Raw genomic sequence first — 26125 nt, forward strand, 5'->3', positions numbered from 1 at the left:
CATGAGATATATCCGGTATGCAGCCACTGCATTTTTTTTATTGTTGATGAGTTGTCAGTCTGGATTAACACCTGTCGATTTCGGGCATGATGCCTGCGCTCACTGCAGGATGACCATTATAGACAAACGTTATGCTGCCGAGCTTATCACCGCTAAAGGAAAGGCCTTCAAGTTCGATGATATCATCTGCCTGCTGCAATACCAGGCTGCCACCGGCGCACAACCTGGTTCCCGGATTTTTGTTGCCGGGTATAATACTCCGGAACATTCCTTTATGGAAGTACAACATGCGCGCTTCCTTCATAACGAGTCCTACAAAACGCCTATGAATGGTAACTATGCAGCCTTTCCTGACACTTCTTCCCTGAAGGAAGGACAAGATCAAAAACTATTGAAATGGGACGACCTGCTTCGATTAAACCGCTGAAATATCTGCTCTGCCTTCTTTGGCTGATGAGCGGTAACCGGCACAGCCTTGCTGCTACCATCCATATATATCCCGGCCCCGGCGCTATTCATAATGCCATCAAAAAGGCGAAACCCGGCGATACGCTGCTACTGAATAATGGCAGGTACAACGAAAACAATATAGAAGTCCCCCTCAGGATAACCATCCGCGGGGTTGGGAAACCTGTTGTAGATGCCGCCGGTCAATATCCCGGATTTATTATCAGGGCCGACAGCGTTGTAGTAGAGAACATCCAGGTGCAGCATACCGGCCGCTCTTCGATTGCAGATATTGCCGCTATAAGGATAGTGGATGCAAAGAATGTGACCGTCAGCAACAATCGTATATATGAGAGTACTTATGGTGTATATCTCCAGAATGCGCACAGCTGCGTAGTACAGGGGAACCTCATACATACTGCCATGAAAGACGAGATCAATGGAGGCAACGGTATACATGCCTGGAAATGCTCCGGCCTCAGGATATCACGGAATAATATCTCCGGTCACCGCGATGGTATCTATTTCGAATTTGTAACCGATTCGAACATAGATGGCAACCTGTCGTACGATAATCAGCGTTACGGGCTGCATTTTATGTTCTCGCACCGCGACAGCTATACTGGTAATACTTTCCGGCAAAATGGCGCGGGAGTAGCGGTGATGTATAGCAAAAATGTAACAATGTATGGCAATACTTTCATTCAGAATTGGGGAGATGCTTCCTACGGATTGTTGCTGAAGGAAATTTCCGATAGCCGCATCGAACATAATCAATTCCTGAAGAATACCATTGGCATTTATTTAGAAAGCACCACCCGGGTAGACGTGCTCCGCAATCTTTTCCAGGATAATGGCTGGGCATTAAGAGTCATGGCCAGCTCCTCAGGCAGCCGGTTCGATGAGAATAATTTCATCGGCAATTCCTTTGATGTGGCTACCAACGGCACATTAGTAATGAACACCTTCAGTCATAATTACTGGGATAAGTATGATGGTTATGATCTGAACCGCGATCATATCGGCGATGTACCTCATTATCCCGTTAGCGTTTATGCTATTGTTTCAGAGAAGATTCCTCCTGCCATGATACTATATCACAGCCTGCTTACCAGTGTTATGGACCAGGTAGAAAAGGTGATGCCCAGTGTTATCCCGGATCAGTTAAAGGATGACTACCCCATGATGAAAAAATTACAACTATGATCCGCATCAGTCATTTAACGAAGTCATTTAAAAAATTCAAAGCGCTCAATGATATCAACCTGCAGCTGGAGCGGGGGCAAACCGTTTCCCTGCTGGGTCCGAACGGTTCCGGAAAGACTACACTGATCAAATCTATTCTGGGACTGGTTATTCCCGAAAAAGGTATGATCACGGTGAATGGTCAGCAGATCAGCTCCCATTGGGATTACCGCGCCAGGATCGGATATATGCCGCAGATAGGACGCTACCCGGAGAATATGTCGATCCGGCAGGTGTTTTCCATGCTAAAAGAAATCAGGAAAGACTGCCGTCATTACGACGAAGAACTGATCGAAAGCTTCGACTTACCATCATTCGATGGTAAACTGATGCGTAATCTTTCCGGCGGTACCCGGCAGAAGGTAAGTGCATGCCTTGCATTTCTCTTCTCCCCCGACATTCTTATCCTCGATGAACCCACTGCCGGCCTGGACCCCATATCAGCGGAACTGGTAAAAGAGAAAATCGCCCGGGAACGGGCTAACGGCAAACTGGTGATCATCACCTCTCATGTACTCAGCGACCTGGATGATATTACAAGCCATGTTGTTTACCTGCAGGAAGGAAAACTCATCTGCTTTGCCACCATAGATGAGCTGAAAAGATCAACAGGGCAGCGCCAATTGAGTAAAGTGATCGCCAATATGATGCAAACAAATTCATATGAGAACAATTATTAAATATATACTGATAGACCTGTTAAAAAACAGGACAGTGCTGATATACACTTTGGTATTAGCTGTACTGACCATTAGTATTACCGGCATGAGTGACAATATTTCCAAAAGTATGCTCAGCCTGTTGAACATCACGTTGTTGTTTGTTCCGCTGATCAGTATTCTCTTTTCTACCATCTATTTTTTCAATTCGGCAGAGTTCACGGAATTACTGCTGGCACAGCCTATCCGGCGTAAAACCATGCTGCTGGCGTCTTATGCGGGTATCGCCATTGCCCTGGGGCTGGCTTACCTCGTTGGTGTAGGCATCACTGTATGGATATTGTACCAGAGCCTTGCCGCAATGATCCTGGTTTTCAGCGGTTTATTGCTGACATTGATATTTGTATCGCTGGCGCTGCTTGTTTTTGTACTTTTCAGAGATAAAACAAAAGGTATCGGAGCCTCCATCATCATTGCCCTTTTTTTTACGCTATTGTTTGACGGACTGCTGTTAGCCTTTATTTTTTCTTTCAATGAATACCCCATTGATAAACCGCTACTGGCATTTATTTCCCTGAATCCCGTAGATCTGGCGAGAATATTAGTCTTGTTACAGCTGGATGCAGCTGTGATGATGGGATACTCCGGTGCGCTCTTCAAACAATTCCTGGGGTCTGTAACAGGTAGTATATATACCGGTATTTGTATGATAGGCTGGGCTATCATACCATTGCTGGCAGCGTTGTGGGTTTTCCGGAAAAAGGATATTTGACGGTAGAATATTTACTATCTGAAATTCCTTCCGCCATAGAATATCTTCCCGGGTTCCACCGTTGCCGCATCAGGTACCAGGTTACGTGCAGGCGCCATCAGGTGCCGCAGCATCGGGGATAAGTTATAACAACGTTGCACCACCACATGTATCACCTCTCCTTCTTTCTGTAGCTTTCCTTCCACCATGAGTAATTTGGATTGCAGGATTTCCCGCCGGTATTTGTCGAACAGTTGCTGAAATACCACCAGGTTGCAGCATCCGGTTTCATCTTCAATAGTGATAAAACAAACGCCCGAAGCAGTTCCCGGTCTTTGGCGGACCAGTACCAGTCCGGCTACCCGTACCGGCATACCATCACTGAGATGATCCAGCTCGCTGGCGGTAATAATATGCAGCATACTCAGTTTTTCCCGGACGAAGCTGACGGGGTGAGCTTTCAGCGACAAAGTAGTGGCGGCATAATCCTGGATAACATGCTCGGAGATGGTCATTTCAGGTAATTGTACCACTGCTTCAGTGGTACTCTCCGAAGGCTGGCCGGTATAAATGCCTGTGGGCCTGTCTTCCAGGGCACTCACCTCCCACAATGCCTGGCGGCGGTCGAGCCCCATAGAGCGAAAGGCATCCGCATCCGCCAGTTTTTCCAGGGCGATTTGCGGCACCCCGGCATCCCGCAGCTCCTGCACATATTGGTATCCGGCCGGTGTGGAGGTACGTCCGGCTATCAGCATTTGCATATCCTCTTCTTTCAGTCCTTTCACCTGGCGGAAACCCAGGCGTAGCGCGCAGTATTTATCCACTTTCTCTTCCAGTGTATTATCCCAGCAGGATAGATTTACATCTGCAGGACGTACCGTAACGCCATGCTTCCTCGCATCGATGACCAGCTGCGCAGGCTGATAGAAGCCCATTGGCATGCTGTTCAGCAATGCACAGGTGAATACATCATGATAGTGGCATTTGAGCCAGGCAGATACATATACCAGCAGTGCAAAGCTCACGGCATGGCTTTCCGGGAATCCGTAGCTGCCGAAGCCTTCCAGCTGCTTGAATACCCGTTGCGCAAAATCAGCCTCATAGCCATTTTTCAGCATGCCGTTCATGAACTTTTCTTCAAACTGGCTCACCTTACCTTTTGCTTTGAAAGTAGCCATGCTGCGGCGAAGTGCATCTGCTTCCGTAGGGGTAAAGCCAGCTGCATCAATAGCGATACGCATCGCTTGTTCCTGGAACAATGGCACGCCCTTCGTTTTATACAAAATCGCTTTCAGCTTATCTGAAGGGTATACTACATCCTCTTCGCCGTTACGCCGCTTCAGATAAGGATGTACCATGTCTCCTTGTATAGGGCCCGGCCGCACAATCGCCACTTCGATCACCAGGTCATAAAAGTTCTCCGGCCTTAATCTTGGCAGCATAGATTGTTGTGCGCGGCTTTCGATCTGGAATACACCGATTGTATCTGCATGGCTTACCATTTCATACACGGCCTTATCATTTCCAGGGATATTGGCCAGCGTAAACTCCTGCTTATGGTGATCCCGCGCAAGGTCGAAAGCCTTACGGATACAGGTGAGCATCCCCAGGGCCAATACATCTATCTTCAGAAATCCTAATGCTTCTATATCATCTTTATTCCATTCGATGCAGGTACGGTCTTCCATACGTGCATTCAGAATGGGGCACAAATCCGACAACTTACCCTGTGTGATCACGAAGCCGCCGGTATGCTGCCCGAGCTGCCGGGGGAAGCCAACATAGGCATCCGTCAGCTCCAGCACTTTCCGCATGTAAGGATCTGTATCGTCTACATCAAACTGTTCATCTGAGTGACCACGTATGGAGGCCGACAGGCGGTTGACCATATCTACCGAAAGGCCCATAGCCTTTCCCACATCGCGGATGGCTCCCTTCTGATGCACCTGCGTAACGGTAGCCACGATGGCGGTTCTGTCGCGGCCATATTTCTGATAGATATATTGTATCACTTCTTCCCTGCGCTCGTGCTCAAAATCCACATCTATATCGGGCGGTTCATTCCTTGCGGACGACAGGAACCGTTCAAACAGCAGATCGAATTCTTCAGGATTCACAGAAGTAACCCCAAGGCAATAGCAAACAGTGGAATTAGCTGCAGACCCGCGCCCCTGGCAGAGGATATGCTGCGATCTGGCGAAACGCACAATATCGTGTACGGTGAGAAAGTACGCAGCATAATTCATCTCTTTAATAAAATCCAATTCGTATTTTATAATCTCTTTCGTCTTTTCAGTAATAGTATCTCCAAACCGCTGCTCCGCACCTTTCCACGTGAGCATCTCCAGTTCTTCCTGCGGAGTACGGCCATCGGTAGTGAGTTCCTCAGGGTATACATATTTCAGTTCATCGAGGGAGAAACGGCAGGCGGCCGCCACTTCCTGTGTGCGGGCTATCGCTTCCGGATACTGGCGGAATAAGCGCAACATTTCTTCTTTCCGCTTGAGGTAACGTTCCGCATTCTCATGCAGGCGAAAACCGGCGGTTTGTATTGTGCATTTTTCCCGGATACAGGTCAGTACATCCTGCAGCTCGCGACGTTCAGATTCATGATAGTGCACGTCGTTCATGGCTATCAGCGGCACTTTCAGCTGCGCAGCCAATTCCGACAGGCGGTAAAGTTTCTTGAGATCATCGCCCTGATAAGAACGGATCGCGCCGAGGTAGAGCTCTCCGCCCAAAGCAGCCCTGTATTCCCGCAGGGCTATCCCAAAAGCCGGATCCAGTTCGAAGTAGCTGTTCAGGGCTGCCGGAGGTATAGCAATGAACTTCATGCCTTCAGCATGTTCGAATACGTCCGCTTTATACAGGTGACATTCACCTTTTTCAGCACGGAGGTTTCCTTTGGTCAACAGGGCGGAAAGCCGGCCATACGCTTCGCGGTTTACCGGATACGCCAGCAACGACGGGCCATCCAGCAGATCCAGCCGGCAGCCGGGGATAATACGTATCCCTTTGTCTTTTGCCGCCACATGTGCCCGTACAATACCCGCCAGCGTATTACGGTCGGTGACAGCAATTTCAGTATAGCCATAGGCGTTAGCCCGTTCCACCAGCTCTTCCGGATGGGAAGCTCCCCTGAGAAAACTGAAATTAGTAGTTACCTGCAGCTCCGTATATTTCATGACCTATATCTTTTATGCAAAAAAACCATGGATAAACCAGCTGGCAGGATTATCTTCACTGTAGTGTCCGAGCCTGAACAACCAGTAGCGCGCGCCCGCTTCATCTTCCACCACATAATAATCCCGGTGCTCCCCGTTTTCCAGCCACCACTCGCTGTTAATCCTTTCCGGCCCATCTGCTTTTTTCACGGTATGCAGTTGCTGCTTATACCTGAACAGCATGGGCGGATAATCCGGTATAGGAGCGGTTACCTCTATCGGTTCCGGTTTGCGAAGCAGTCGTACCGGCCGGGGCCTGTCTGTACGCCAGCTGGCGCCCGGCTTTTCATCGAGCGAAGCCGCCGGTTTAACAGAACGCTCCGGCCAGTGATGCTCATCGGGCAGATAACGGCAGATCATCCCCGTGCCTATGCGGCCTTCCACTCGGTCGAGCAATTCCGCGATGGCATCGGTTCCGGCGATACCTCCTATGCTCCACAGCTGTTCCTGTGCCGGCGTAAATGTTTCAGTTACCGGAGCTGTTAGTACAAACAGCTCAATACCCAGCTCCGGTGCGATCGCTGATATTTTCTGTTCAAATAATTTCAACAGGTGCTGCCTGTTGTGTGAAGCACGGGTAGTACCAATCGTTATCTGCTGGAAGTTACCATCTACCCGGTAGCATTTGAACACAGCAGTACGAAGTCCCCGGCCTTCTTTGAGCAGCCGGCCGCAAATCGCATCCAGCAAGCGTTCCAGCGCTATTTCTATACCTGTGCGGGTAAGGATAGGTTCCAGGCAGGGCAATCTTTCCTGGAATGGTACAACAGGTTCCAGTGGCTCCAGTATCTCCGTTTCGAAACCAGTAGCCTGATCGAGCCGGGTGAGCAGTGCTGCCCCAAAACGGCGGCGTAATGCCGAGCGTTGCAGGTAGATAAAGCTACTTACCTGGCAAAGGCCCAGTTTCTGCAACTTCTCCACCACCACGGGTTCCAGCCGCAGCGCCGCAGGCGGCAGCGACAGCAGGGCATTTGTTTGTTGTTCGGGAGGGATCACCTGCAGCCCATTTCCAAGGTGCGCGAATGCCCAGGCAGTACCAACTGTATCGGCCATGGCAGTACGTACCAGGTAGCCCATAGAAGTTAAGCGTGTAGTGATTTCCGTTAGATAAGGCTGTTCTCCGCCCCAGAGATGCGCACAACCACTCACATCCAGCAACAGGCCATCCGGCGGATCAATGGCCGTAACAGGTGTATACCGGATACACCAGTGTCCGATTGCCGTCAGTAACCTGACCGGCAGCCCGGGAATATCATCGAGCACCTGCAAGGCGGGGTATACCGCCCTGGCATCAGCTACCGGCATCCCTGTAGTGATGCCCTGTTGCTGAGCTGCCACGCTGGCAGCTGTGATCATCATCCGGCCGTGATCAGGCGCCGCCAGCACGAAAGCAGTATCTTTCAATGCCGGCTGACGGCGGATGAACCAATCCGTCAGTAACCGGGGAAACCATATGGCTACAAAACGACGGCTCATACTAGCCTATTTTTCGTGCAAACGAAGGCACTACCTGTTCATATGCTGCAGCTATCTGTACATCCGGTGCTGATACTGCCGCTGATTCGTATGTTGGTTGGAAACGGCCTGCCACCCATTCCATCTGCCATATGCCCGGCCTGCCATTCCGGATCTTCTGCAGCTCCACCTGCCACCTGGGAAAACCTACTCCGGGCAAACCATCTTCCAGCACGCTCGCCAATGGTGCAATCTGCCAACGCGCCACGCAGGCGGTAGTACCGATATTACGGGGCTGGTTACGTAATATTAAACCGGTAACCCGGCTTTTCTCCACTGCCAGCTGTAACCTTCTTGAAGCAGTGAAACTAAGCTCCCTCACTTCTCCCACCACTGCGGCCACGCCATCACAACGAAGGGCTTCTTCTACTATCCATAAGGCATCTGCTTCTCCCTTAGGATATATAAAAATGATCCTGTCGGGCGATACACCAAAATATTTCATAGCAGGAGGAAAAAGCATTCCGGTAGTACTGACCCAGATACTTACCCCGCCACGCTGCATCAGGTTCCCCAGCAACCCTCCGATAAACCCGGAAGTAGCAGCGGCCTGCTCAGCACCTGCACTCACAAACTCATGTACAGCTCCTACCGGGAAAACACCTCCTGGAAAGGCCATCCTCACCGGCCCAAGCCCCATTTCCACCACGTCATCATCCTGTGGCTGCCGGTGCCCCTGTAATAACAGGATATCCTTTTGAAGCCGGCTGATGATCTCATCTCTGCTCGACGCCATGAAATACTAATATTTTTAGCAATTATACTAATTATATTAGGATTATACAAAAAAGTTTTTGGTGATTATTTTGTATTCCCCAGGCTTAGAATATACTGGTCCAGCTGATCATCTTTCGACAAACCCAGCTTCTGCTTAATACGGTACCGGGCCATGCGTATGCTTTTGGCTTCTATGCCCAGGCGCACCGCTATTTCTTTATTGGAGAGCCCCATGAGGATATAGGAGCAGTATTTCAGATCCAGGCGGGTCAGGCCATTTTGGGCTTTTTGTTGCAGCTGGGAAAAAAATTCGGGGTGTATTTCCGAAAGATCTGATTTCAGGGCTTCGTAGTCTTCATCCAGCCGGCGGTCTTCATTGATGATACGGTCCATTTGACGGAGGATACCGCTGTTGTTTTGCTCGCTGGTCAGTTTATCGCGCAGGCTCAGGAGCAGACCGCTTTTCTCCTGCGCCCGCAGGGTGCCGGCCAGCAGTTCTTTCTGGAGGAGTTGCTGCCTCTCCTGCAACAGCTGCTGTTCTACCTGCATACGGGCAGCTTCTTCTTCTCTCAACCTGGCTTCCAGCTCAGATTGCAAGGCCGCATCTTCTTTTTCCTTTGCCAGTCTTTTTTGTACCTGCTGTGCAGCTTTCAGCCGGAAATGATATGCCCGGAAAAGGAATACCAGCACCAGCAAACAGGCGATGATCAGGCATATATAGAAGAAATTAAGCTGCTTATTAAACGCTGCCCGCTGTTCCAGCGCCGACAATGCCTGTTCTTTCTTATCAGATTCGTACTGGGCTGCCAGTTTGTTAATATTAGCCAGTTTACTTGCATTGAAATAGGCCTTATCGTATTTGACATAGTCTTTGTAGTATTGCAGGGCCTTCACCGGGTTGCCGCTTTTTTCAGCGACCCGCGACAGTGCACTCAGCATACGGGCCCTGGTAAAATCGCTGGAGGCGGAGTCTTCATCGGCGCGGGAAAGCCCCATCAGTAATGTTTTCTCGGCCTCCGCATACTTCCCTTCTCTTATAGCGTATTCACTCAGGATACCATAGCAATTGGCTACCACTTCCGGGTAACGCGATTTCCAGGCGATGTCCAATGCCAGATTTATATATTTAACTGCACTATCTTTATAAGCTACCGGATAAAACTCAAAATATATATCCCCATTATTCAACGCAGCTACTGCTGCAGTATTCCGGAACACCAGCCGCCCCTTTTGCTCTTCTGCCACCTGCAGGCACCGGCCATTATAATAAAGTGCCGAATCCAGCATGTTGCGTTTAGCCGGATCGGCACGGAACTGTTCCAGAAACCAGTTCCCGCGGGCCTGCCAGGCCCGGCATATATCGTCAGGGTCTTTACTTTTCAGTGCCGTCTGCCAGCTAAGCTGTATGTATTTATTATAATTACTGATATCGTGATTACTCCAGTAAATGCCTGCGATATAGTAATAGACCAGGTTTTCGTAGTTGTAGTCGTTGCCGTTTTCCAGGTAGTGCAACGATTTCAGCAGGCTGTTCATCGACTGATCATATTTCTCATATGATGATTCCAGCATGCCTTTCCGCAGCCATACAAACCCCTTCACAGTTTGGTTACTGGTCCGCTCCGCATACCATAACGCACTGTCGATCGCATTGTGTACTGCCGCATAATCCTTCACTTCCATATACAGGTACGCCAGCGTGCCATAAGTAAATGCCTTATACTGCCCGTCTTTCAACGATGCCCCCAGTACCAGTGCCTGCTGTTCCAGGTTAATCGCCATTCGTATATCCTGGTAAAACAATGCTCTCGCCAGCTTCGCCGTCGTCATCATACGATCTTCCGGCCGCACTTCCATCGTCAGCGCATGCCTGAGAGAATCTATGAGCACTGACTGGGCAAAAAATTGCCCCGGCCACAAACTTATTATTAAAACAAGAAGCGTGTTACGTAGATGCCTGGCTTTCGTCATGTTGCAAAAATAACTGTTCTGACGGATTCCATCTACATACATATATATAATAATAAATTCATAAACAAATAATTATAAACAAATAACAAAAACCGTAGACGCTTTGTAGACTCCTTTTTTTCGGCTGGTAGCTGCTCTGTAGTACCTCAAAATTAGTTGGAGGAGGATAGGGCTCCTACTTTTGTAAGCACATAAAAACCAAAAACTATGACAAACAGAACACTCGCCATTATCAGTTACATTACCCTTATCGGGTGGCTTGTTGCTTATCTTGAATACAGGAAAAGCACGGACCGGAGCCCATTGGTTCGTTATCACCTCGGCCAGAGTCTGGGCCTCATGATTGCTTCCGTTGTGCTTGGTCTTGCCGTTGGCATTGTTACCTCTATTGTACCCGCCCTTTCTACCATTCTGATGGCTGCCGGCCTGATTCCATTGATTTTAGCCATATTCGGTATTATTGCCGCTAATAATGAATCTACCAGCCCGGTTCCGGGAATCGGGAAAATTTTCGAAGGGAAGTTTGGTTTTATAAATCAGTAGTCATGCGAACAAGTAATATATACCGGCTGCTGCTGTTAACCATCCTGTGTTGCGTCGGCGCTGTTCGCCTGATGGCCCAGGAGCCGCCTCTTGCAAAGATGAAGATGATCATCAATGATCTTACCGGTAAGCCGCCGGCGGAATATGAGCTGCAAACCTGCAGCTGGTCCGTAACGCAACGGGCCGACTTTGATGGCAGAGATAAAGGAGGCACCCCGCAGCAGGGAAGTATCACTATAATTCTCTCCTTCAATAAGGATAAACGAATCCTGCAATGGGCTGCCGATCCCGCTCATTCGCTCAGTGGAAAGCTCATTTCTATTGACACCACTGGCAAAGTTCAGCGGGAAATTGTTTTTAAAGGGGGCAAAATACGCTCTATGGCTGCCAATATGAGCGTGCTCAATGACTTTGGCAATAACCTGGAACTTTATATGGATCTTGAGCAGGAAATGCTGGTGGATGGCGTGCCATTCAAATTGAAACTTACGAATTAACAATAACGCTATGGCCTGGTCCAGAAGAGGTTGGGATTATTAGTGAGGTAATAGGTGGATTTCATATCCTTATGCTTTTCTTCCCAACCTTTCTGGTTTAGGGCATCCAGCGGAACCAGCTCTATATATTCCAGTTGCTTGCCGGCTGCGTAGGTTTCAGTATCATATTGACTGAACACTGCGCAACGCAGACGGTACAGGTTCTTGGCCATATAATTATTCAGATAGCCTTCCACTGTTTGCGAATTTTTCCGGTTCCAGTTGGCATCCGGATTCAACAATAAAGGTTGTCCGCTGATCAACCGTTCTCTCACTTCCTTCAGTCCCAACAGTTCTCCTTTCTCATCCATGACATAAGCTCCGAAAGTAGGATCCATCCATACCCATTTTTCCTGTTCCGGCAGATATACCATGTCGATGACATGACAATCCTCGAATTTCAGTTCCCGGGGCATACAGGTGACAAAGCGTGACTTGTAGCCCATGGCCAGGTAGCATTCATTCAGCACAGTAGCCATCATACGGCAATTCACGCCACGCTGCTCCCGCTGGCAGATACTGATAATATCCGGTGCATTAAGCAGTTTGGGATTATCGCTGCCTCCATCGTGCCGGATCACCTGGTGCACCCAGTACATGAGGTTGATCACTTTGGAGGCATCATTTCCTGTTCCTGCAATAGAATCCAGTTTCAGGGTTTGGCGGAGCTTTTTCAGGTGTTCATCATCCGCCGGCTGATATGAAAAGGCAGGCAGGCCTTGTTTGTCTTCATAACTATATTTCTTCCCGTTCCTCAGTTTCTCCAGATAAGGCACTACACAACGGATCTGTGTGAAAGCCGAATCCCGGCCATTCAGCAGGATGCAAAAATTGTATTCCTGATTCCTTTTGGTGTGAAATGTAATGCTATCCTGATCTGTGTAGAACGTTATTTTCCTTCCTGAGGTAACATAAACATCCGGGCGTGTTGCCGGCACGATAGTCCAGACATTCCGGTTGTAATGGCCATCGTCGCGGATACTTACCAGTGAAGATGCAGCTTTGATCAAAGGCAGTTGGGTTTGGGAGAAGGCCGACGCAGATAGTCCTACCAGGGCTACAGCCAGTTTGAAGGCATTTTTCATATTATCGCGGGTTATTTTTTTATTAAAGACGATCCATTGTTGAAAAAGTTGCAATTTTTTTCAACTATTTTAAGACAATTGTTAACTGCCGATAACTTAAAATGCCGTTAACATTGGAATCATAAATTCGGGCATTAACACCCCGTATATGATGAGCATTATAATTCTGTCTTGTGTTAACGTCCAAACCTGTATTGCTATTTATTTGTTCAACATCCTGCGGCCCAGGGACAAATTCGGGAATACCCTGAATGCTTTTATGATCATTCTTGGTATTCACCTGACGATCAAGTTATCCCTGCTGCTGGTGTTGAAAAGTGATTTTCTGTATAACAACAACTCCACCGGATTTGGAGTGGCATACGGGCCATTGCTGTATATCATCACTCGCTTCCATCTTGGTAAGGAGGTACGTTTCCGTATGCTGTTACTTCATATGCTGCCGTTTGCGCTGTTTACCCTGGTATTTTTGGTGAACAGTGCCGGCTACCTGAGAGGTATTATTGCACCGGGCTTTATCAATACCTGTTCTATTGTTTACCAATTGGTAGCCGCCGTGTCGCTGATCGTTTACCCGTTGGTGTCGCAACGTTTGCTAAACCGGCAGGCCGTTTCCAGCGATCCAACGGTATCGCACCAACGTAAACTGCTGATATCCATTATCCGTATTATGCTTACCGGTATGTTGCTGGGCATACTGGGTATTACAGCCTATTATGTCAAAACCGGCAGCTGGCAGCTTAATTTCTGGATACTGCCTTATGTCTGTTTCGGTATATTACTGCTTCAGATATTGCGGTATAAAATTGAAACCGGTATAATAGAACAGGGGCTGCTGGAAGTACCCACCCTTGTTATTAATGAAAAGGCTACAGAGATGTTGCCAGGCAAACAATACCGGAAATCCGCGCTGGATGAAGAGATGATGGATACTTATGAAGACTGTCTCAAAAAATTTATGGAAAAAAGCAGGATCTGGCTGGAACCTGAATTATCACTGGAAGATCTTTCTGAGCGGGTAAAAATACCCAGGCATCATATTACGCAATTGTTAAATGAGCGGCTGAAGAAAAACTTCTATGTATTCATCAATGAATACCGGATTGCAGCTGCTGTTACAAAATTGAAAGATCCATCGCTGGATATTAATATACTCTCGCTCGCCTATGATTGCGGGTTTAATTCGAAATCATCTTTCAATAATTATTTTAAAAAAATAACAGGGCTTACACCATCTGAATACAAACGTACTGAACAGCACAACATTACCATAACAATTCCGTAAGAATTAGGTAACATCCAATTTTCCTGATAAATATTTGATAATCAATACCATGTAATTAGGAAGACGTATAAGCCATCGGGCTTGCACCTGATTTCGACCTTCCCATGTGGCTTTGTCGTAATAGTTCACCTGCCTGTTCATTTTTGTGGACGGTACCTATTTCAACTATTACTCAAACCAAATGAAAATGAGATTATCAACTTTACGCAGTGTATTTCTCTTTTTATGGCTGGCCTTTGTGTTTATCGCAGGCGATGCCATTGCGCAGGAAAGAATAATCAAAGGCAAAGTATCAGCGGCCGACGGAGGTCCTGTGCCCGGCGCCAGCATCCGCGAAAAAGGCAGGAATGGCGGTGCTTTTACAGATGCCAACGGCGAATTTACCATTAAAGCCAGTAGTCCTGCTGCCATACTGGTGATAACCTATGTAGGTTATGTACCCCAGGAAATCAGTGCCGGATCAGCATCCGGTTTTAATATTGTGTTACAGGAAGATAACAAACGCCTGGACGAAGTAGTAGTAACGGCCATGGGTATACGGAAAGAGGTAAAAAGACTGGGCTACTCTGTACAGGAAGTTAAAGGATCGGATGTAACGAAAGCGCGCGATGCCAACCCTATCAACGCATTGAGCGGAAAGGTGGCTGGTCTTACGGTAGGCGCCAACCCGGAAATGCTGGGACGTCCGGAGATCGTGCTTCGCGGCAGTAAAGACCTGCTCTTTGTAGTAGACGGTGTACCTATCAACTCCGATACCTGGAACCTTAATCCTGATGATATCGAATCCTATTCTGTACTGAAAGGCGCTAATGCCGCAGCGTTGTATGGTTTCAGGGGTATCAACGGCGCTATTGTGATCACTACCAAGAAAGGCAGTAAGAACCAGAAAGGCTGGCAGGTGGATGTTAACAGCAGCACCATGCTGGAAAAAGGTTTCCTGGCGCTGCCTAAGATCCAGGAAGAATATGGCCGCGGTACTACGTTCAAATACAGCTACGGCGATCGTTTGTACGACAACAGCCAGCGTTTGCCGGAATGGGGCCCGCACTTTGAAGGACAGTCCGTGAAGCAATACGACAGTCCGTATGACCCGACCACCGGCATCAGAACGGCCACTCCTTGGCTGGCCCGCGGGAAAGATAATTTCAAGCGTTTCATGGAAACAGGCGTACTCAATACGAATAATATATCGCTGTCTTCTTCCAACGACCGTTCTGATATCAGGATCTCACTGTCGAACATGAATCAGAAAGGCATGAACCCCAACACCAAGCTGCATAGCTATTCCCTGGCCATCAATGCCGGTTATAAGCTGACAGAAAAACTGAGAGTGGAAGCAAGCGCCAATATCAACAAACAATATTCGCCCAATATCCCGGATGTAAACTATGGTCCTAACTCTTACATCTACATGTTCCAGGTGTATGGCTCTGCAGATTACAACATCGACGATCTGAAAGATATCTACAAAGGCCCTATGGGCGTGCAGGATCTGATGCCTTACGCACAGGAATATGGCCGTGAGAACAGTGCCTGGTTTATTGCAAAGAAATGGTTACGTGGTCATGATAAAACTGACATCAACGGTTATGTGAAAGCCAGTTATAAGATCAGCGACGCCTTTGATCTGAGCCTCCGTACGCAGGTTACCACCTGGAATCAGCTGAGAACAGAGCAGGTACCTTCCGGAACTAACCTGAACACCTACACGCCATGGTACTATTTCGGCTGGTATGGTGACTACAGAGAAGACAAAAGGAATCTATTTGAGAACAACACCGATCTGATCCTGAACTTCGACAAGAAAATGGGCCGGTTCAATGTAACAGCCCTGGCAGGTACCAGTATGCGGTCGTTCAATTATAACTCCTCCTGGGCTACCACCAAAGCCCTGGCTGTTCCGAATGTATATGTGCTGACCAATTCAAAAGAGCAGTACTCTCCTTACACCTGGAACTCCAAAATGCAGGTGTACAGCGGCTTCTATTCGTTTGATGTGTCTTATGACCACTATCTGACCTTATCGCATACCGGCAGGGTGGATCGTATATCCACACTGGCAGATGGATACAACACCTTCTACTATCCATCTGTATCACTTAGTTCTGTTATCAGCGACTATACCAGTTTGCCGGCATTCATCTCTTTGCTGAAAGTACGCGGGTCATACGCAAACGTAAAAGGAGCCCTCACCTCTCCTACTATCCCTTCCGCCTATACGCAGATCACCGGCAAGAGCACCAACTCCCTGCTGGGATATGGCACAGACTTGTATACCGCTTACGATGGCCCCACTTATGCCAACCAGATGGCATACAGCCTGGCCAACTATTATAACAACCAGCCTTCAGTAGATTTCTCCGGTACCATCAGCAATGCCACCCTGAAGCCATTCTCTGTTTCCTCTTATGAGGCGGGCGTAGACCTGCGGTTATTCGGCAACAGACTGGGCGCTGATTTCACATACTTCACCAGTCTGAACGGGCCACAAATATTTCCATTAGCCTTACCATCATCCACCAGCTATAGTGCGCATAACGTAAATGCGATCACCACACGGAAACGCGGCTTTGAGGTATCACTGAATGCAACGCCGCTGAAAAGCGCTAAAGGACTGAACTGGGATCTGTCGATGAACTACGCTACCTATAAAGAAACACTCAATGAAATAGGCGCCGGTGAAGATGTAGTTAACCTGAACAACCACAACTACAAGAAAGGAGAAAGACTGGATGCTATTTACGGGCCTGGCTTCGTACGGGATGGCAACGGCAATATCATCTATAGCGGCGGGTTACCCCTGCGTGCACCATCCGATATCAGCAACAACACCTTCCTCGGATACGCCAACCCTGATTTTACTTTCGGCTTCAGCAACCGGTTTTCCTACCGCAATTTTTCGCTGAGCTTTCAGATCGATGGCCGTATTGGTGGTAAGATCTACGACGAAGTATACAAAGACGGGATGAATGGCGGTACCGCATGGGAAAGTGCACACGGTGCATTTGGAGATTCACGCCTCGTTGAATGGCAATCTACTAAAAATGGTACCGTAGCGCCAACAGGCAACTATGTAGCTCCTGGTGTAAAGATCAAGTCGGGTACGCCGCAATACGAAGGTGGTAAGATCACCAATATGAAAGATCTGCAGTTCGAAGCAAACGATGTGGCTACTACTGTACAAACCTTCATTTCCTCCGGCATAGGTAACGTGAACGAATACTGGATGACCGACCGTTCTTTCGCCAAACTGCGGGAAGTTAGTCTTGGTTACACCCTTCCGGCAAAGCTGCTGGCCAATCAGAAGCTCATTAAGGCAGCTACCTTCTCCTTAGTAGGCAGGAACCTTTTATACTGGGCTAAGCGCAAGGATATTGACCTCGACCAGTTTGCTTCCGGCTACAATGATACTGACCGCTCACTCGGCAACGGGGGTATTCTGCAGAGCATGACAGCCAGAAGATTCGGCTTTAACATCAATCTTAGTTTCTAATCATTCAAGTCATTTATTATGAAGTTATCATTCAAATATATGGCAGTGTCGCTGCTGATAAGCTTATCCGTCATCACCGGCTGCCAGAAGGGCGATCTGCTCTCCAATCCCAATGTGACACCGGCTAATTCTATTGTAGCGGTTTCATTGCTGCTCAACCATGTCACTGCCAACCTGATGAGAGAGGAAGAACCGGTTATCTCCACCGTTTACCGGTATAATCAGAATATCGTTTCCAACTACTCTTATTATTTCGGCAGTAATTCCTACAACTGGTCTAATACCAATCATACCTACGATATGATACGCTATTGCAACCAGATGGAAATACAGGCTGCCAGGCAGTATAACAATACCACGAACGTATACTTTGCGTTGAGTAAGTTCTTTAAGGCATATGCCTACATCTGGCTGACACAGCGTGTTGGTGATATTCCCATGTCGCAGGCAGGCGATGTCAACAACCTGACACCGGTATATGACAAGCAGCACGATGTTTATAAGAACTGTCTTGCCCTGCTGGACACTGCCAACACGATGTTCGGTAATCTGACCACCGCCAACAACATTTCTTCCAAAGTAGATGCCAACGGAGATATCTTCGGATTAACTTACCTGCAATGGCGTAAAGTGATCAATACTTACCGGTTGAGAATATTGATCAGCCTGAGCAAGAGAGCAGACGACAATGCTGATCTGAATATCAAAACACAGTTTGCAGCTATTATCAATGATCCGGTGAAATACCCGGTGATGGCTTCTACCGACGATAACATGATATACCGTTATACCAGTATCACGCTGTATCCGCCTAACCGCTCCGGGAATGCACCGTATAATAACTGCGCCAATATCAGCAAAACATTCTTCAGCGTTACCGCTGCGTATAAGGATCCCCGTACTTTTGTGCTGACTATACCGGCTCCGGTCCAGCTGGCAGCAGGAAAACAGGCAGGCGATTTCTCTGCTTATGTTGGAGAAGACAATGCCAGGTCGCAGGGGTTAATGTCGAACTTTTCCGCAGATGGGAAGTATTCATCGCTCAGCTTTAACAGGTATATGTCATCGTCTACCGGCACCAATGCAGAGCCATATGTATTGCTTGGTTATCCGGAGTTGTGTTTCAATATTGCGGAAGCAGCGTATCGTGGCTGGATCAGCGGTGTGAATGCGGGCGACTGGTACCTTAAAGGTATCAACGCTTCGCTGAACTGGTACGGGCTGAAACAGGGACAAACAGTCACCATCGGCAACGTAGACGGGTCTAAACCGAACATTGGTACTGCTACCATCGATATCAATACTTTCCTCGCAGATCCCAACGTAGCCTATGATCCGACTAAAGGTCTTACTCAGATACTGACGCAAAAGTATGTGGCCTTTTTCATGAACTCAGGCTTCGAAGCTTACTACAACTGGCGCAGGACCGGCGTGCCGACGCTAAGTCAGGGTGGCGTGGGAATAGGCACCGCCAACAATATGATCCCGCTGCGCTGGGAATATCCCCAGGACGAGATCAACTATAACAAGAGCAACTACAATGATGCTATCACCAGTCAATTTGGTGGAACGGACGATGTTAATGGAAAAATGTGGCTTATAAAATAGTCTTTAGCTTTTAGACTTTAGCCTTTAGTTAAATGCAGCGAAGATGATGTTATATTAATCTTCGCTGCATTTAACTAAAGGCTAAAAGCTAAAGGTTAAATACGCTACTACTATAAATGGAACGACTTTTTCATATTAGTACCGATCCGAAAATAGCGGTTTTCGAGCCGCGGCCTGCCTCTTTTTATCCGGAGCATGTATTGCGGCGTGCGGTATTTGCAATCTCTGATAGTTTGTTGCATAACTATCTGTTGCCGAGGAATTGTCCGAGAGTAGCTTTTTATGCAGGCCCGGAAACGTCAGAAAAAGACAGTGCACAATTTCTGGGGGCTGGCACAGCCACGCATGTAGTGGCGGTGGAATCGGCCTGGCTAAAGCAGATACAGCAGGCGATCATCTATTGTTATGAATTTCCGGTAGAATCATTTTATTTATTTGATCACGTTGCGGGATACTATGTATCACAGCTGCCGGTGACGCCGATTTCCGTCAGGCCTGTTTATAATGTGATGGAAGAAATGCTGAAACGGAATGTGGAATTGAGGTTTATGCCTTCCCTTACCAGGCTGGCAGATGCAGTAAGATCGTCGACCCTGCATTTTTCACTGATCAGGATGCAATATGCGAAACCTTGAGATTGCCGGCTAACGGTAACCCATCTACGTAAGGATACGCAATACCTACTACTAATCGAGGAACAATTTCATGCCTTCATGTGTTGAGTGAAATCCGAGATTCTCATAAAACCGGATCGCATCATGACGGCTCTTATGAGTAGTCAGCTGAACGATGTGAGCACCTTTTTCCCTGGCGCGTTCCATTACATAGGCGAACATTTGCTTACCGATTCCCTGGCCACGATATGCTGAATGGGTTCTTACAGCTTCCACCTGCGCGCGGATACCGCCTTCGTAAGACAGGCCCTGTATAAAAGTGAGCTGAAATGTACCTACCACCTCCCCGTTCAATACGGCTACTGTCAGCTCCTGGTTGGAATCATTACTGATCCTGTCGAATGCGGGCAGATATTTATCCAGGGTATTGCTTTCCCTGGCGGTACCTAGTTTATCGTCTTTCAGCATATCGATAATATCTTTCAGATCTTCTTTTGTGGCAAGCCGGAATTTCAGTGCTGTCATGGTTTCGTTATTATATGCGAATGTAAGAAATAGCTTTTAGCTAAAAGCTATTTCCAATTTTTCCCTTAATTTTGCCAAAATCTTACGGGGGCCATAGCCATTCGTACTAACCCAACGGTATAATAAACATATGACACGTTCTTTTGTATGCAGATCTTTTGTCGCATCACTGGGGTTGATGCTGGTATTTCAGTACAGCCATGCCCAGTTTGGTGGTATTCTTAAAAAAGCGCAGGATAAACTGGAGCAGAAGGCTAATGACGCCATCGATAAAACCGTTTCCGGCAAGGACAAAAACGTTACTACCACTGCTGATGCCGGAGCTGGTGCCAACACAGGTAAAAAGCGCATCTCGATGGGTGCCGGTTTCGATTTTAAAGCCGGAGACTCTGTGATGTATGCCAGTAACTTTGAGAAGTTCAGCACGGGCGCTATGCCTAATACCTGGAAAACCAATGGTAGCGGGCAACTCGTAAAGTCAGGAGAAGTAGCCGGCACCTGGCTGGAATTGCAGCCCAGCGCTACGTACAAACTGGCGCAAAACTACAAACTGCCCCAGAACTTTACAGTGGAGTTTGACCTGCTGACCAGCTGCGAAAAAATCACTGATATCAGCCCTGTACGTTTCGGCTTTGCAGAAACCAACAGTGTTGGTAACTTCAATGACGGCGATATTGCGCATACGGAGCTGGAGTTCTACAATGCCAACAAAATCACCAGCTTTGCCGGCCCGGCGGATAAGTATATCAGTACAGAGTATGACCTTACCCGTTATGCCAATGATAAACTGCATGTATCCATTGCAGTAAATGGCGATCAGATGAAAGTATATCTCGATAAAACCAAAGTACTCGATACAAAGATGTTCAAACAGGATGTGCGTAAATACTTTTTCATCAGTGCTCCGATAGACACCAAGAACGATGCGAAAGTGTATGTTACCAATGTTGTGATAGCAAAATAAGCGCGGGCATTAAGTTATAAAACAGACAGGCTGCTTCTCTGAAGCGGCCTGTTTGTTTTATGGCAGTAAGCTCCCATTCCTCTGCCGGTATATTGAAACAGATATGTGTATCGTTACTGCCAACGCTGCCGGCACTCCAGGCGTGATTGACAGTGTGATAGTTACGCGCTGTTGCTTTCAGAAGGTAATAGTTAATCCCCCGTCTACTGTTATAACAGATCCTGTAATATAGCTTGCATCAGCGCCAGCGAGGAAATAAGCCACCCCGGCTATTTCTCCTGGTTCACCGGATCTTTTTAGTGGTAAATGACCGTATTTGATATAATTATCTCTGAACCAGTCCGTATCCAGTTCATTTCTGCCATCTGCTTTTACCGACATAGGGGTATTGACAAATCCGGGTGCAATGGCATTTGCCAGAATATTTCTCGGCGCCAGTTCTACTGCCAGTGACCTGGTGAACTGCGTAATGGCAGCTTTCGCCATGCCGTAAGCGGAACTGCCTTCCGCTACCCGCTCATAATGAATAGAAGTAATATGCACGATCCGGCCACCGTTTACTATCAGCGGCGCGAGTTCCCTGCAACTCCTGACCGTGCCGTATAACATGACTTCCAGGGAATTATTCCATTGTTTAAAATCGCTTTCCAGGACCGGGGTTCCTTCCGAAATACCAACACTGTTTACCAGTGTATGAATACTTCCGTATTGATTTTTCACAGCATTGCAGAACTCCCGGATATTATCTTCATATCTTACATCCACATGATAACCTGCATGTCCACTGCCTTCCAATTGTTGTAGTACTTCCTGCACCCCGTATTCGTCTGGTGCGCCTATAATTACCTGCCATCCTTCTTTTGCAAACCGAAGTGCAGTAGCCCTGCCTATACCGGATGATCCTCCTAAAATAACTACATTCTTATCTGCTGTTGCTTTCGTCATTTTGTTGTATTTGCCTAATAGGTAGCCCTTCCTCCAGAGAGATCAAATATGAATCCTGTAGTGAAGCTCGCTTCGCGTGAAACGATCCAGGTAGCTATAGCCGCTACTTCTTCCACAGTTCCCAGTCTTTTCATCGGGATCTTACTGGTCATATAGGCCAGCTGTTCCGGCGCAGTATTATCATTAAACGCCGTTTTAATAACTGCCGGGGCCAGCCCGTTTACAGTAATTCCTGTTTCAGCATATTCCTTACCGATGCCTTTTACCAGGCCAATCACGCCCGCTTTCATGGACGAGTAACCCACCATAAAAGGGTTGCCTTCTTTACCTGCGATAGAAGCGATAAGCAGGATGCGCCCATAGTTCTGTGGCTCCATGAGGCTCACAGCATATTTGGTTACCAGGAAGGAGCCACGCAGGTTCACCGCATAAATTTTGTCATATGCTTCCACCGGATAGTCAGTGATCCTGGTGTTGGTGGGCCCTACAATACCAGCGGCGTTGATTACTATTTCCACCTTGCCGCAGGATACTGCTATTTCGTTGAACACCTTTTGCACGGCTGCTTCATCAGAAACGTCTACTACATGCCCCGATATATCCGGATATAGTGGTTTCATTTCCTGCAACGTACGCTCCAGCATTGAAGCATTGACATCCAGCAGCACCACGCGGCCACCTTCTGCTGCAATTCTCTGTGCAATGCCTTTTCCCAGGCCATCTGCGCCTCCTGTGATGACGGCAGTTTGCTGATCAAATCTTTTATTCATATAATTTTACTGATTGTGTACCAGGATGGATCCCGGAATGTTCTTATTATGGTTGACCGGATTGCTACTTATTGTATCACTAAATTAGTTTTCATTTACAGAAGATTGAAATACCTCATTTGCCATTTACTATACAATATTTACATCTGTTTATTCTTTTTTATAAAAGACTGTAATTAAAGAATTAAATTGGTGATATGAAAAGCATCTTTCAACACCAGGCGTCTGCAGAAGGTATGAGTTTTGTCGTGAAAGAGTACTACCAGACTCATTTTACTTCTCCCTTTCACTTCCATGATTCCTACGAACTGATACTGATCGCCAAAAGTTATGGGAAATTGTATGCAGGTAATAAGGTACTAAACTTTAATGAAGGAGAAGTATTTCTGTTTGGGCCGGGTTTTGCTCATTGCTTCTATAATGAGAAATCCTTTATAGCATCTGGTCAGGCGGCACATGCTATTGTATTATTTTTTAAAGAAGACTTTCTTGGCAAGGATTTTTTCCAGGCCGGGGAGCTGGCCAGGATCCGGGAATTACTGCAGCGGTCGGAACATGGACTGAAACTGGAAACAGATGATCTGATCCGCTCTTATTTCTATCAGCTCACCGGTTGCAAAGATATGCACGCGCTCCTCTTATTGTTGCAGCTGCTGCATCAGTTATCCGGCCTGAAGAAAAGCGAGGTCGCTTATATCAACAAAACTATTCCCAGGTTATTTGCCGGCAGCAGTGATGCCAGCAAGCTGGAAAGCGTTTTTAAATATGTAATGGATAATTTCCGGGAAGAAATCAGCAGTAAGGAAGCCGCCTCACTGGCATGCATGAACGAAGCTGCCTTTTGCCGGTACTTTAAGCGGCGAACCGACAAAACATTCTCTCAATTTGTGAATCATGTGCGCATCACGCACAGCATGCGGCTGTTGCTGGAAAATGACCTGCCGATTACAAGTATCTGCTTTGAATGCGGATATGGCAATATTTCTTACTTCAACCGGCAATTTAAGGCCATCACCGGTAAAACGCCCTTTGAATACCGCAATATCCATGCTCCCCGGGAAGCTGACCTGCTGGAATAGCAGCCTGTGCTAATGCGAATCGCGGGCCACTTCACTACCCGACATACCTTTCAGAAAGTCAAAATCGGCCCCCAAATGAGCTTGCTCCACGTGTTGCTGATACAAATACGTATATCCCCTTCCGTTAGCCGGTTGTGTGACTTCCTGCCGCGTCCTGCGTTGAGCGATTTCTATTTCCGACAAATGCACATGCAGGGATCTTCCGGCTACATCCAGCGTAATCAGATCCCCGTTTCTCACTAATCCCAATAATCCGCCTATGGCGGCTTCGGGCGATACATGCAGCACTACTGTACCAAAGCCGGTTCCGCTCATCCTGCCATCAGAAATACGCACCATATCTGTTACCCCTTTTTCCAGCAGCTTCCGGGGAATGCCCATATTACCCACTTCCGGCATGCCGGGATATCCTTTGGGCCCTACGTTTTTCAGCACCAGCACACTGTTCTCATCTACCTCCAGGGCAGGATCATCAATACGGGCTTTGTAATCTTCGATATTTTCAAATACTACCGCTTTGCCGGTATGCTGCATAAGCCGGTCACTGGCAGCAGATGGCTTGATCACCGCACCATCTTTACATAAGTTACCCTTCAATACTAATATGCCGGAAAGCGCGTTGAACGGCTCTTTTACGGTTGTTATCACATCCCGGTTGTAACAGGCTGCCTCCCGATAGTTCTGTGCAATTGTACATCCATTCACAGTCATAGTATTCCTGTTCAGCAAATGATCCAGCTCTTTCATCACCGCCGGCAGTCCGCCTGCATAATACAGATCTTCCATAAAATATTTTCCGGAAGGCTGCAAATTCGCGATCAGTGGGATACCGGCGCTGACTCTTTCGAAATCGTCGAGCGACAGCGTTACACCAATACGGCCGGCAATAGCCATCAGGTGAATGATAAAATTCGTAGAGCCGCCAATAGCTGTATTAACCATAATAGCATTTTCAAATGCCTGTTTGGTAAGTATGGAAGATAACGTGCGCTGTGTTTTTACCATTTCAACGATATGCATACCAGAAAGATGCGCCAGTGTTTTCCTTCCCGCATCTGCGGCGGGGATGGCTGCATTGCCGGGGAGCGACAAGCCCAATGACTCTACCATGGCGGCCATTGTGGAAGCCGTTCCCATCACCGCGCAATGCCCGGCACTACGACACATACCGGCTTCAGCAGCCATGAGCTCTTCCTGCGACATCCTTCCTGCCCTGTGCAGCTCACTGAAACGCCAGATATCGGAGGTGCCGATTTCCACGCCTCTGTGGCGGCCGGTAAGCATAGGTCCGCCCGATACTACGATTGCAGGCAGATCCACACTACAGGCGCCCATTACCAATGCCGGTGTGGTTTTATCACAACCGCACAACAGCACTACGCCATCCACCGGATTGGCCCGGATGGATTCTTCCACGTCCATACTTACCAGGTTACGATATAGCATGGCAGTAGGCTTCATCAACGTTTCGCCCAGCGACATTACCGGGAATTCTACCGGAAAGCCGCCTGCTTCATAAATACCATTTTTTACTGCAACTGCCAATTCCCGGAAATGGCCATTACAAGGCGTTAATTCCGACCAGGTATTGCAGATGCCTATTACGGGCCTGTTTTGAAAAAGATGAGCCGGACGGCCCTGATTCTTCATCCAGGCACGGTAAATAAACCCATCCTTCCCCTGCCGCCCGAACCAACGGCTGCTTCTTAATACTGAATGTTCCATGATCATCATTACTACGGCAACGTACGCAGCCGGTTACTTTTTGTGATTATTTACTTCTTCCTATACAATATTTACATTACTCATTGCTTTACTAACCGGCGTGTTACTTTTTTATTTCCATCCACCACCTCCAACAGGTAAACCCCGGCTGGTACACTATAAAATACCAAAATAAGTACCATCAGATAATGTTACATACCAGTCGCCATTGTTGAAATAAGCCACCGCATCGTCTTTACCATCTCCATTTACATCTTTCAGGAAAAAACGGGAAGCCCCCACACCTACGCCCTGTAAGCGTTTGTAAGGCCTTTCTTTAGCAAAAATAGTAGTGTAGAAAATACCGGCATTTTTCTGCGCCCGTACTATCTGTGGCAGGAATAGCGCTGCGCACCAACAAGTAAACAGTAAAATTGTTTTCATA

At 47.6% G+C, this 26125-nt stretch carries 22 protein-coding genes; 12 read left to right on the plus strand and 10 right to left on the minus strand.

Translation table 11 applies throughout. The features are described from left to right. Position 1: 1 nt before the first annotated feature. From UNH61_RS16545 to UNH61_RS16560, 4 genes are read left to right on the plus strand one after another with little or no spacing between them, the layout of a single operon-like run. Positions 2-427, plus strand: a complete 426-nt coding sequence (locus UNH61_RS16545; RefSeq protein WP_326993079.1) for a hypothetical protein — start codon at positions 2-4, stop codon at positions 425-427. Next, positions 397-1653: a nitrous oxide reductase family maturation protein NosD gene (gene nosD, locus UNH61_RS16550; RefSeq protein WP_326993080.1), complete on the plus strand. Its 1257-nt coding sequence runs from the start codon at positions 397-399 to the stop codon at positions 1651-1653. Before UNH61_RS16545 ends, nosD begins: the two co-directional genes overlap by 31 nt. Beyond that, entirely contained in the window at positions 1650-2372 is a 723-nt protein-coding gene (locus tag UNH61_RS16555) for an ABC transporter ATP-binding protein (protein ID WP_326993081.1), read from the plus strand. Before nosD ends, UNH61_RS16555 begins: the two co-directional genes overlap by 4 nt. Next, the gene (locus tag UNH61_RS16560) at positions 2356-3123 is read left to right on the plus strand and encodes an ABC transporter permease subunit (RefSeq protein ID WP_326993082.1); all 768 of its coding nucleotides are present in this window, start codon (positions 2356-2358) and stop codon (positions 3121-3123) included. The genes UNH61_RS16555 and UNH61_RS16560 overlap by 17 nt, the downstream gene beginning before the upstream one ends. Before the next feature lie 14 nt (positions 3124-3137). Here the strand turns inward: UNH61_RS16560 and UNH61_RS16565 are convergent, their stop codons facing one another. The 4 genes from UNH61_RS16565 to UNH61_RS16580 form a co-directional block, all read right to left on the minus strand. After that, positions 3138-6287 carry an error-prone DNA polymerase gene (locus UNH61_RS16565; RefSeq protein WP_326993083.1) on the minus strand — a complete coding sequence of 1050 codons (3150 nt, stop codon included), beginning with the start codon at positions 6285-6287 and terminating at the stop codon, positions 3138-3140. 12 nt (positions 6288-6299) lie between these two features. Continuing rightward, positions 6300-7802, minus strand: a complete 1503-nt coding sequence (locus UNH61_RS16570; protein ID WP_326993084.1) for a DNA polymerase Y family protein — start codon at positions 7800-7802, stop codon at positions 6300-6302. Position 7803: 1 nt separating this feature from the next. After that, positions 7804-8577 (minus strand): Error-prone repair protein ImuA, encoded by a 774-nt coding sequence (locus tag UNH61_RS16575; protein ID WP_326993085.1) that lies wholly within the window; start codon positions 8575-8577, stop codon positions 7804-7806. Between the two features lie 65 nt (positions 8578-8642). Next, complete coding sequence (locus UNH61_RS16580; protein ID WP_326993086.1) at positions 8643-10448, minus strand: LuxR C-terminal-related transcriptional regulator; 1806 nt, start codon at positions 10446-10448, stop codon at positions 8643-8645. A gap of 288 nt (positions 10449-10736) precedes the next feature. On the opposite strand from UNH61_RS16580, the gene UNH61_RS16585 reads away from it, so the two are divergent. After that, entirely contained in the window at positions 10737-11072 is a 336-nt protein-coding gene (locus tag UNH61_RS16585) for a DUF4870 domain-containing protein (protein WP_326993087.1), read from the plus strand. A 2-nt stretch (positions 11073-11074) separates the two neighbouring features. Beyond that, entirely contained in the window at positions 11075-11569 is a 495-nt protein-coding gene (gene tssD, locus UNH61_RS16590) for a type VI secretion system tube protein TssD (RefSeq protein WP_326993088.1), read from the plus strand. A gap of 8 nt (positions 11570-11577) precedes the next feature. Here tssD and UNH61_RS16595 read toward each other — a convergent pair whose 3' ends face one another. After that, entirely contained in the window at positions 11578-12693 is a 1116-nt protein-coding gene (locus UNH61_RS16595; RefSeq protein ID WP_326993089.1) for a transglutaminase-like domain-containing protein, read from the minus strand. A gap of 148 nt (positions 12694-12841) precedes the next feature. On the opposite strand from UNH61_RS16595, the gene UNH61_RS16600 reads away from it, so the two are divergent. The 4 genes from UNH61_RS16600 (at position 12842) to UNH61_RS16615 (ending at position 19714) form a co-directional block, all read left to right on the plus strand. Next, the gene (locus tag UNH61_RS16600; RefSeq protein WP_326993090.1) at positions 12842-13978 is read left to right on the plus strand and encodes an AraC family transcriptional regulator; all 1137 of its coding nucleotides are present in this window, start codon (positions 12842-12844) and stop codon (positions 13976-13978) included. Between the two features lie 187 nt (positions 13979-14165). Beyond that, entirely contained in the window at positions 14166-17471 is a 3306-nt protein-coding gene (locus UNH61_RS16605; RefSeq protein ID WP_326993091.1) for a SusC/RagA family TonB-linked outer membrane protein, read from the plus strand. Between the two features lie 18 nt (positions 17472-17489). After that, positions 17490-19079, plus strand: coding sequence for a SusD/RagB family nutrient-binding outer membrane lipoprotein (locus UNH61_RS16610; protein ID WP_326993092.1), 1590 nt, complete (start codon positions 17490-17492; stop codon positions 19077-19079). A gap of 116 nt (positions 19080-19195) precedes the next feature. Beyond that, positions 19196-19714: a DUF6886 family protein gene (locus tag UNH61_RS16615; protein WP_326993093.1), complete on the plus strand. Its 519-nt coding sequence runs from the start codon at positions 19196-19198 to the stop codon at positions 19712-19714. Positions 19715-19765: 51 nt separating this feature from the next. On the opposite strand, the gene UNH61_RS16620 is transcribed toward UNH61_RS16615, so the two are convergent. Beyond that, positions 19766-20218 carry a GNAT family N-acetyltransferase gene (locus UNH61_RS16620; protein ID WP_326993094.1) on the minus strand — a complete coding sequence of 151 codons (453 nt, stop codon included), beginning with the start codon at positions 20216-20218 and terminating at the stop codon, positions 19766-19768. A gap of 130 nt (positions 20219-20348) precedes the next feature. On the opposite strand from UNH61_RS16620, the gene UNH61_RS16625 reads away from it, so the two are divergent. Then, on the plus strand, positions 20349-21182 hold the full coding sequence (locus UNH61_RS16625; RefSeq protein WP_326993095.1) for a hypothetical protein: 834 nt from the start codon (positions 20349-20351) through the stop codon (positions 21180-21182). A gap of 177 nt (positions 21183-21359) precedes the next feature. On the opposite strand, the gene UNH61_RS16630 is transcribed toward UNH61_RS16625, so the two are convergent. Next, a complete protein-coding gene (locus UNH61_RS16630) occupies positions 21360-22127 on the minus strand; it encodes an SDR family oxidoreductase (RefSeq protein ID WP_326993096.1) in 768 nt (255 codons plus the stop codon). Positions 22128-22141: 14 nt separating this feature from the next. Beyond that, positions 22142-22897, minus strand: coding sequence for an SDR family oxidoreductase (locus UNH61_RS16635; protein WP_326993097.1), 756 nt, complete (start codon positions 22895-22897; stop codon positions 22142-22144). A 197-nt stretch (positions 22898-23094) separates the two neighbouring features. Between UNH61_RS16635 and UNH61_RS16640 the strand changes: the two genes are divergently transcribed. Further along, on the plus strand, positions 23095-23976 hold the full coding sequence (locus UNH61_RS16640) for an AraC family transcriptional regulator (RefSeq protein ID WP_326993098.1): 882 nt from the start codon (positions 23095-23097) through the stop codon (positions 23974-23976). A 9-nt stretch (positions 23977-23985) separates the two neighbouring features. Here the strand turns inward: UNH61_RS16640 and UNH61_RS16645 are convergent, their stop codons facing one another. Further along, on the minus strand, positions 23986-25701 hold the full coding sequence (locus UNH61_RS16645; protein ID WP_326993099.1) for an IlvD/Edd family dehydratase: 1716 nt from the start codon (positions 25699-25701) through the stop codon (positions 23986-23988). A gap of 156 nt (positions 25702-25857) precedes the next feature. Continuing rightward, positions 25858-26124, minus strand: a complete 267-nt coding sequence (locus UNH61_RS16650) for a hypothetical protein (protein ID WP_326993100.1) — start codon at positions 26122-26124, stop codon at positions 25858-25860. Position 26125: the final 1 nt, after the last annotated feature.

The sequence above is a fragment of the Chitinophaga sp. 180180018-3 genome, assembly GCF_037893185.1.
Taxonomy (GTDB): Bacteria; Bacteroidota; Bacteroidia; order Chitinophagales; family Chitinophagaceae; genus Chitinophaga.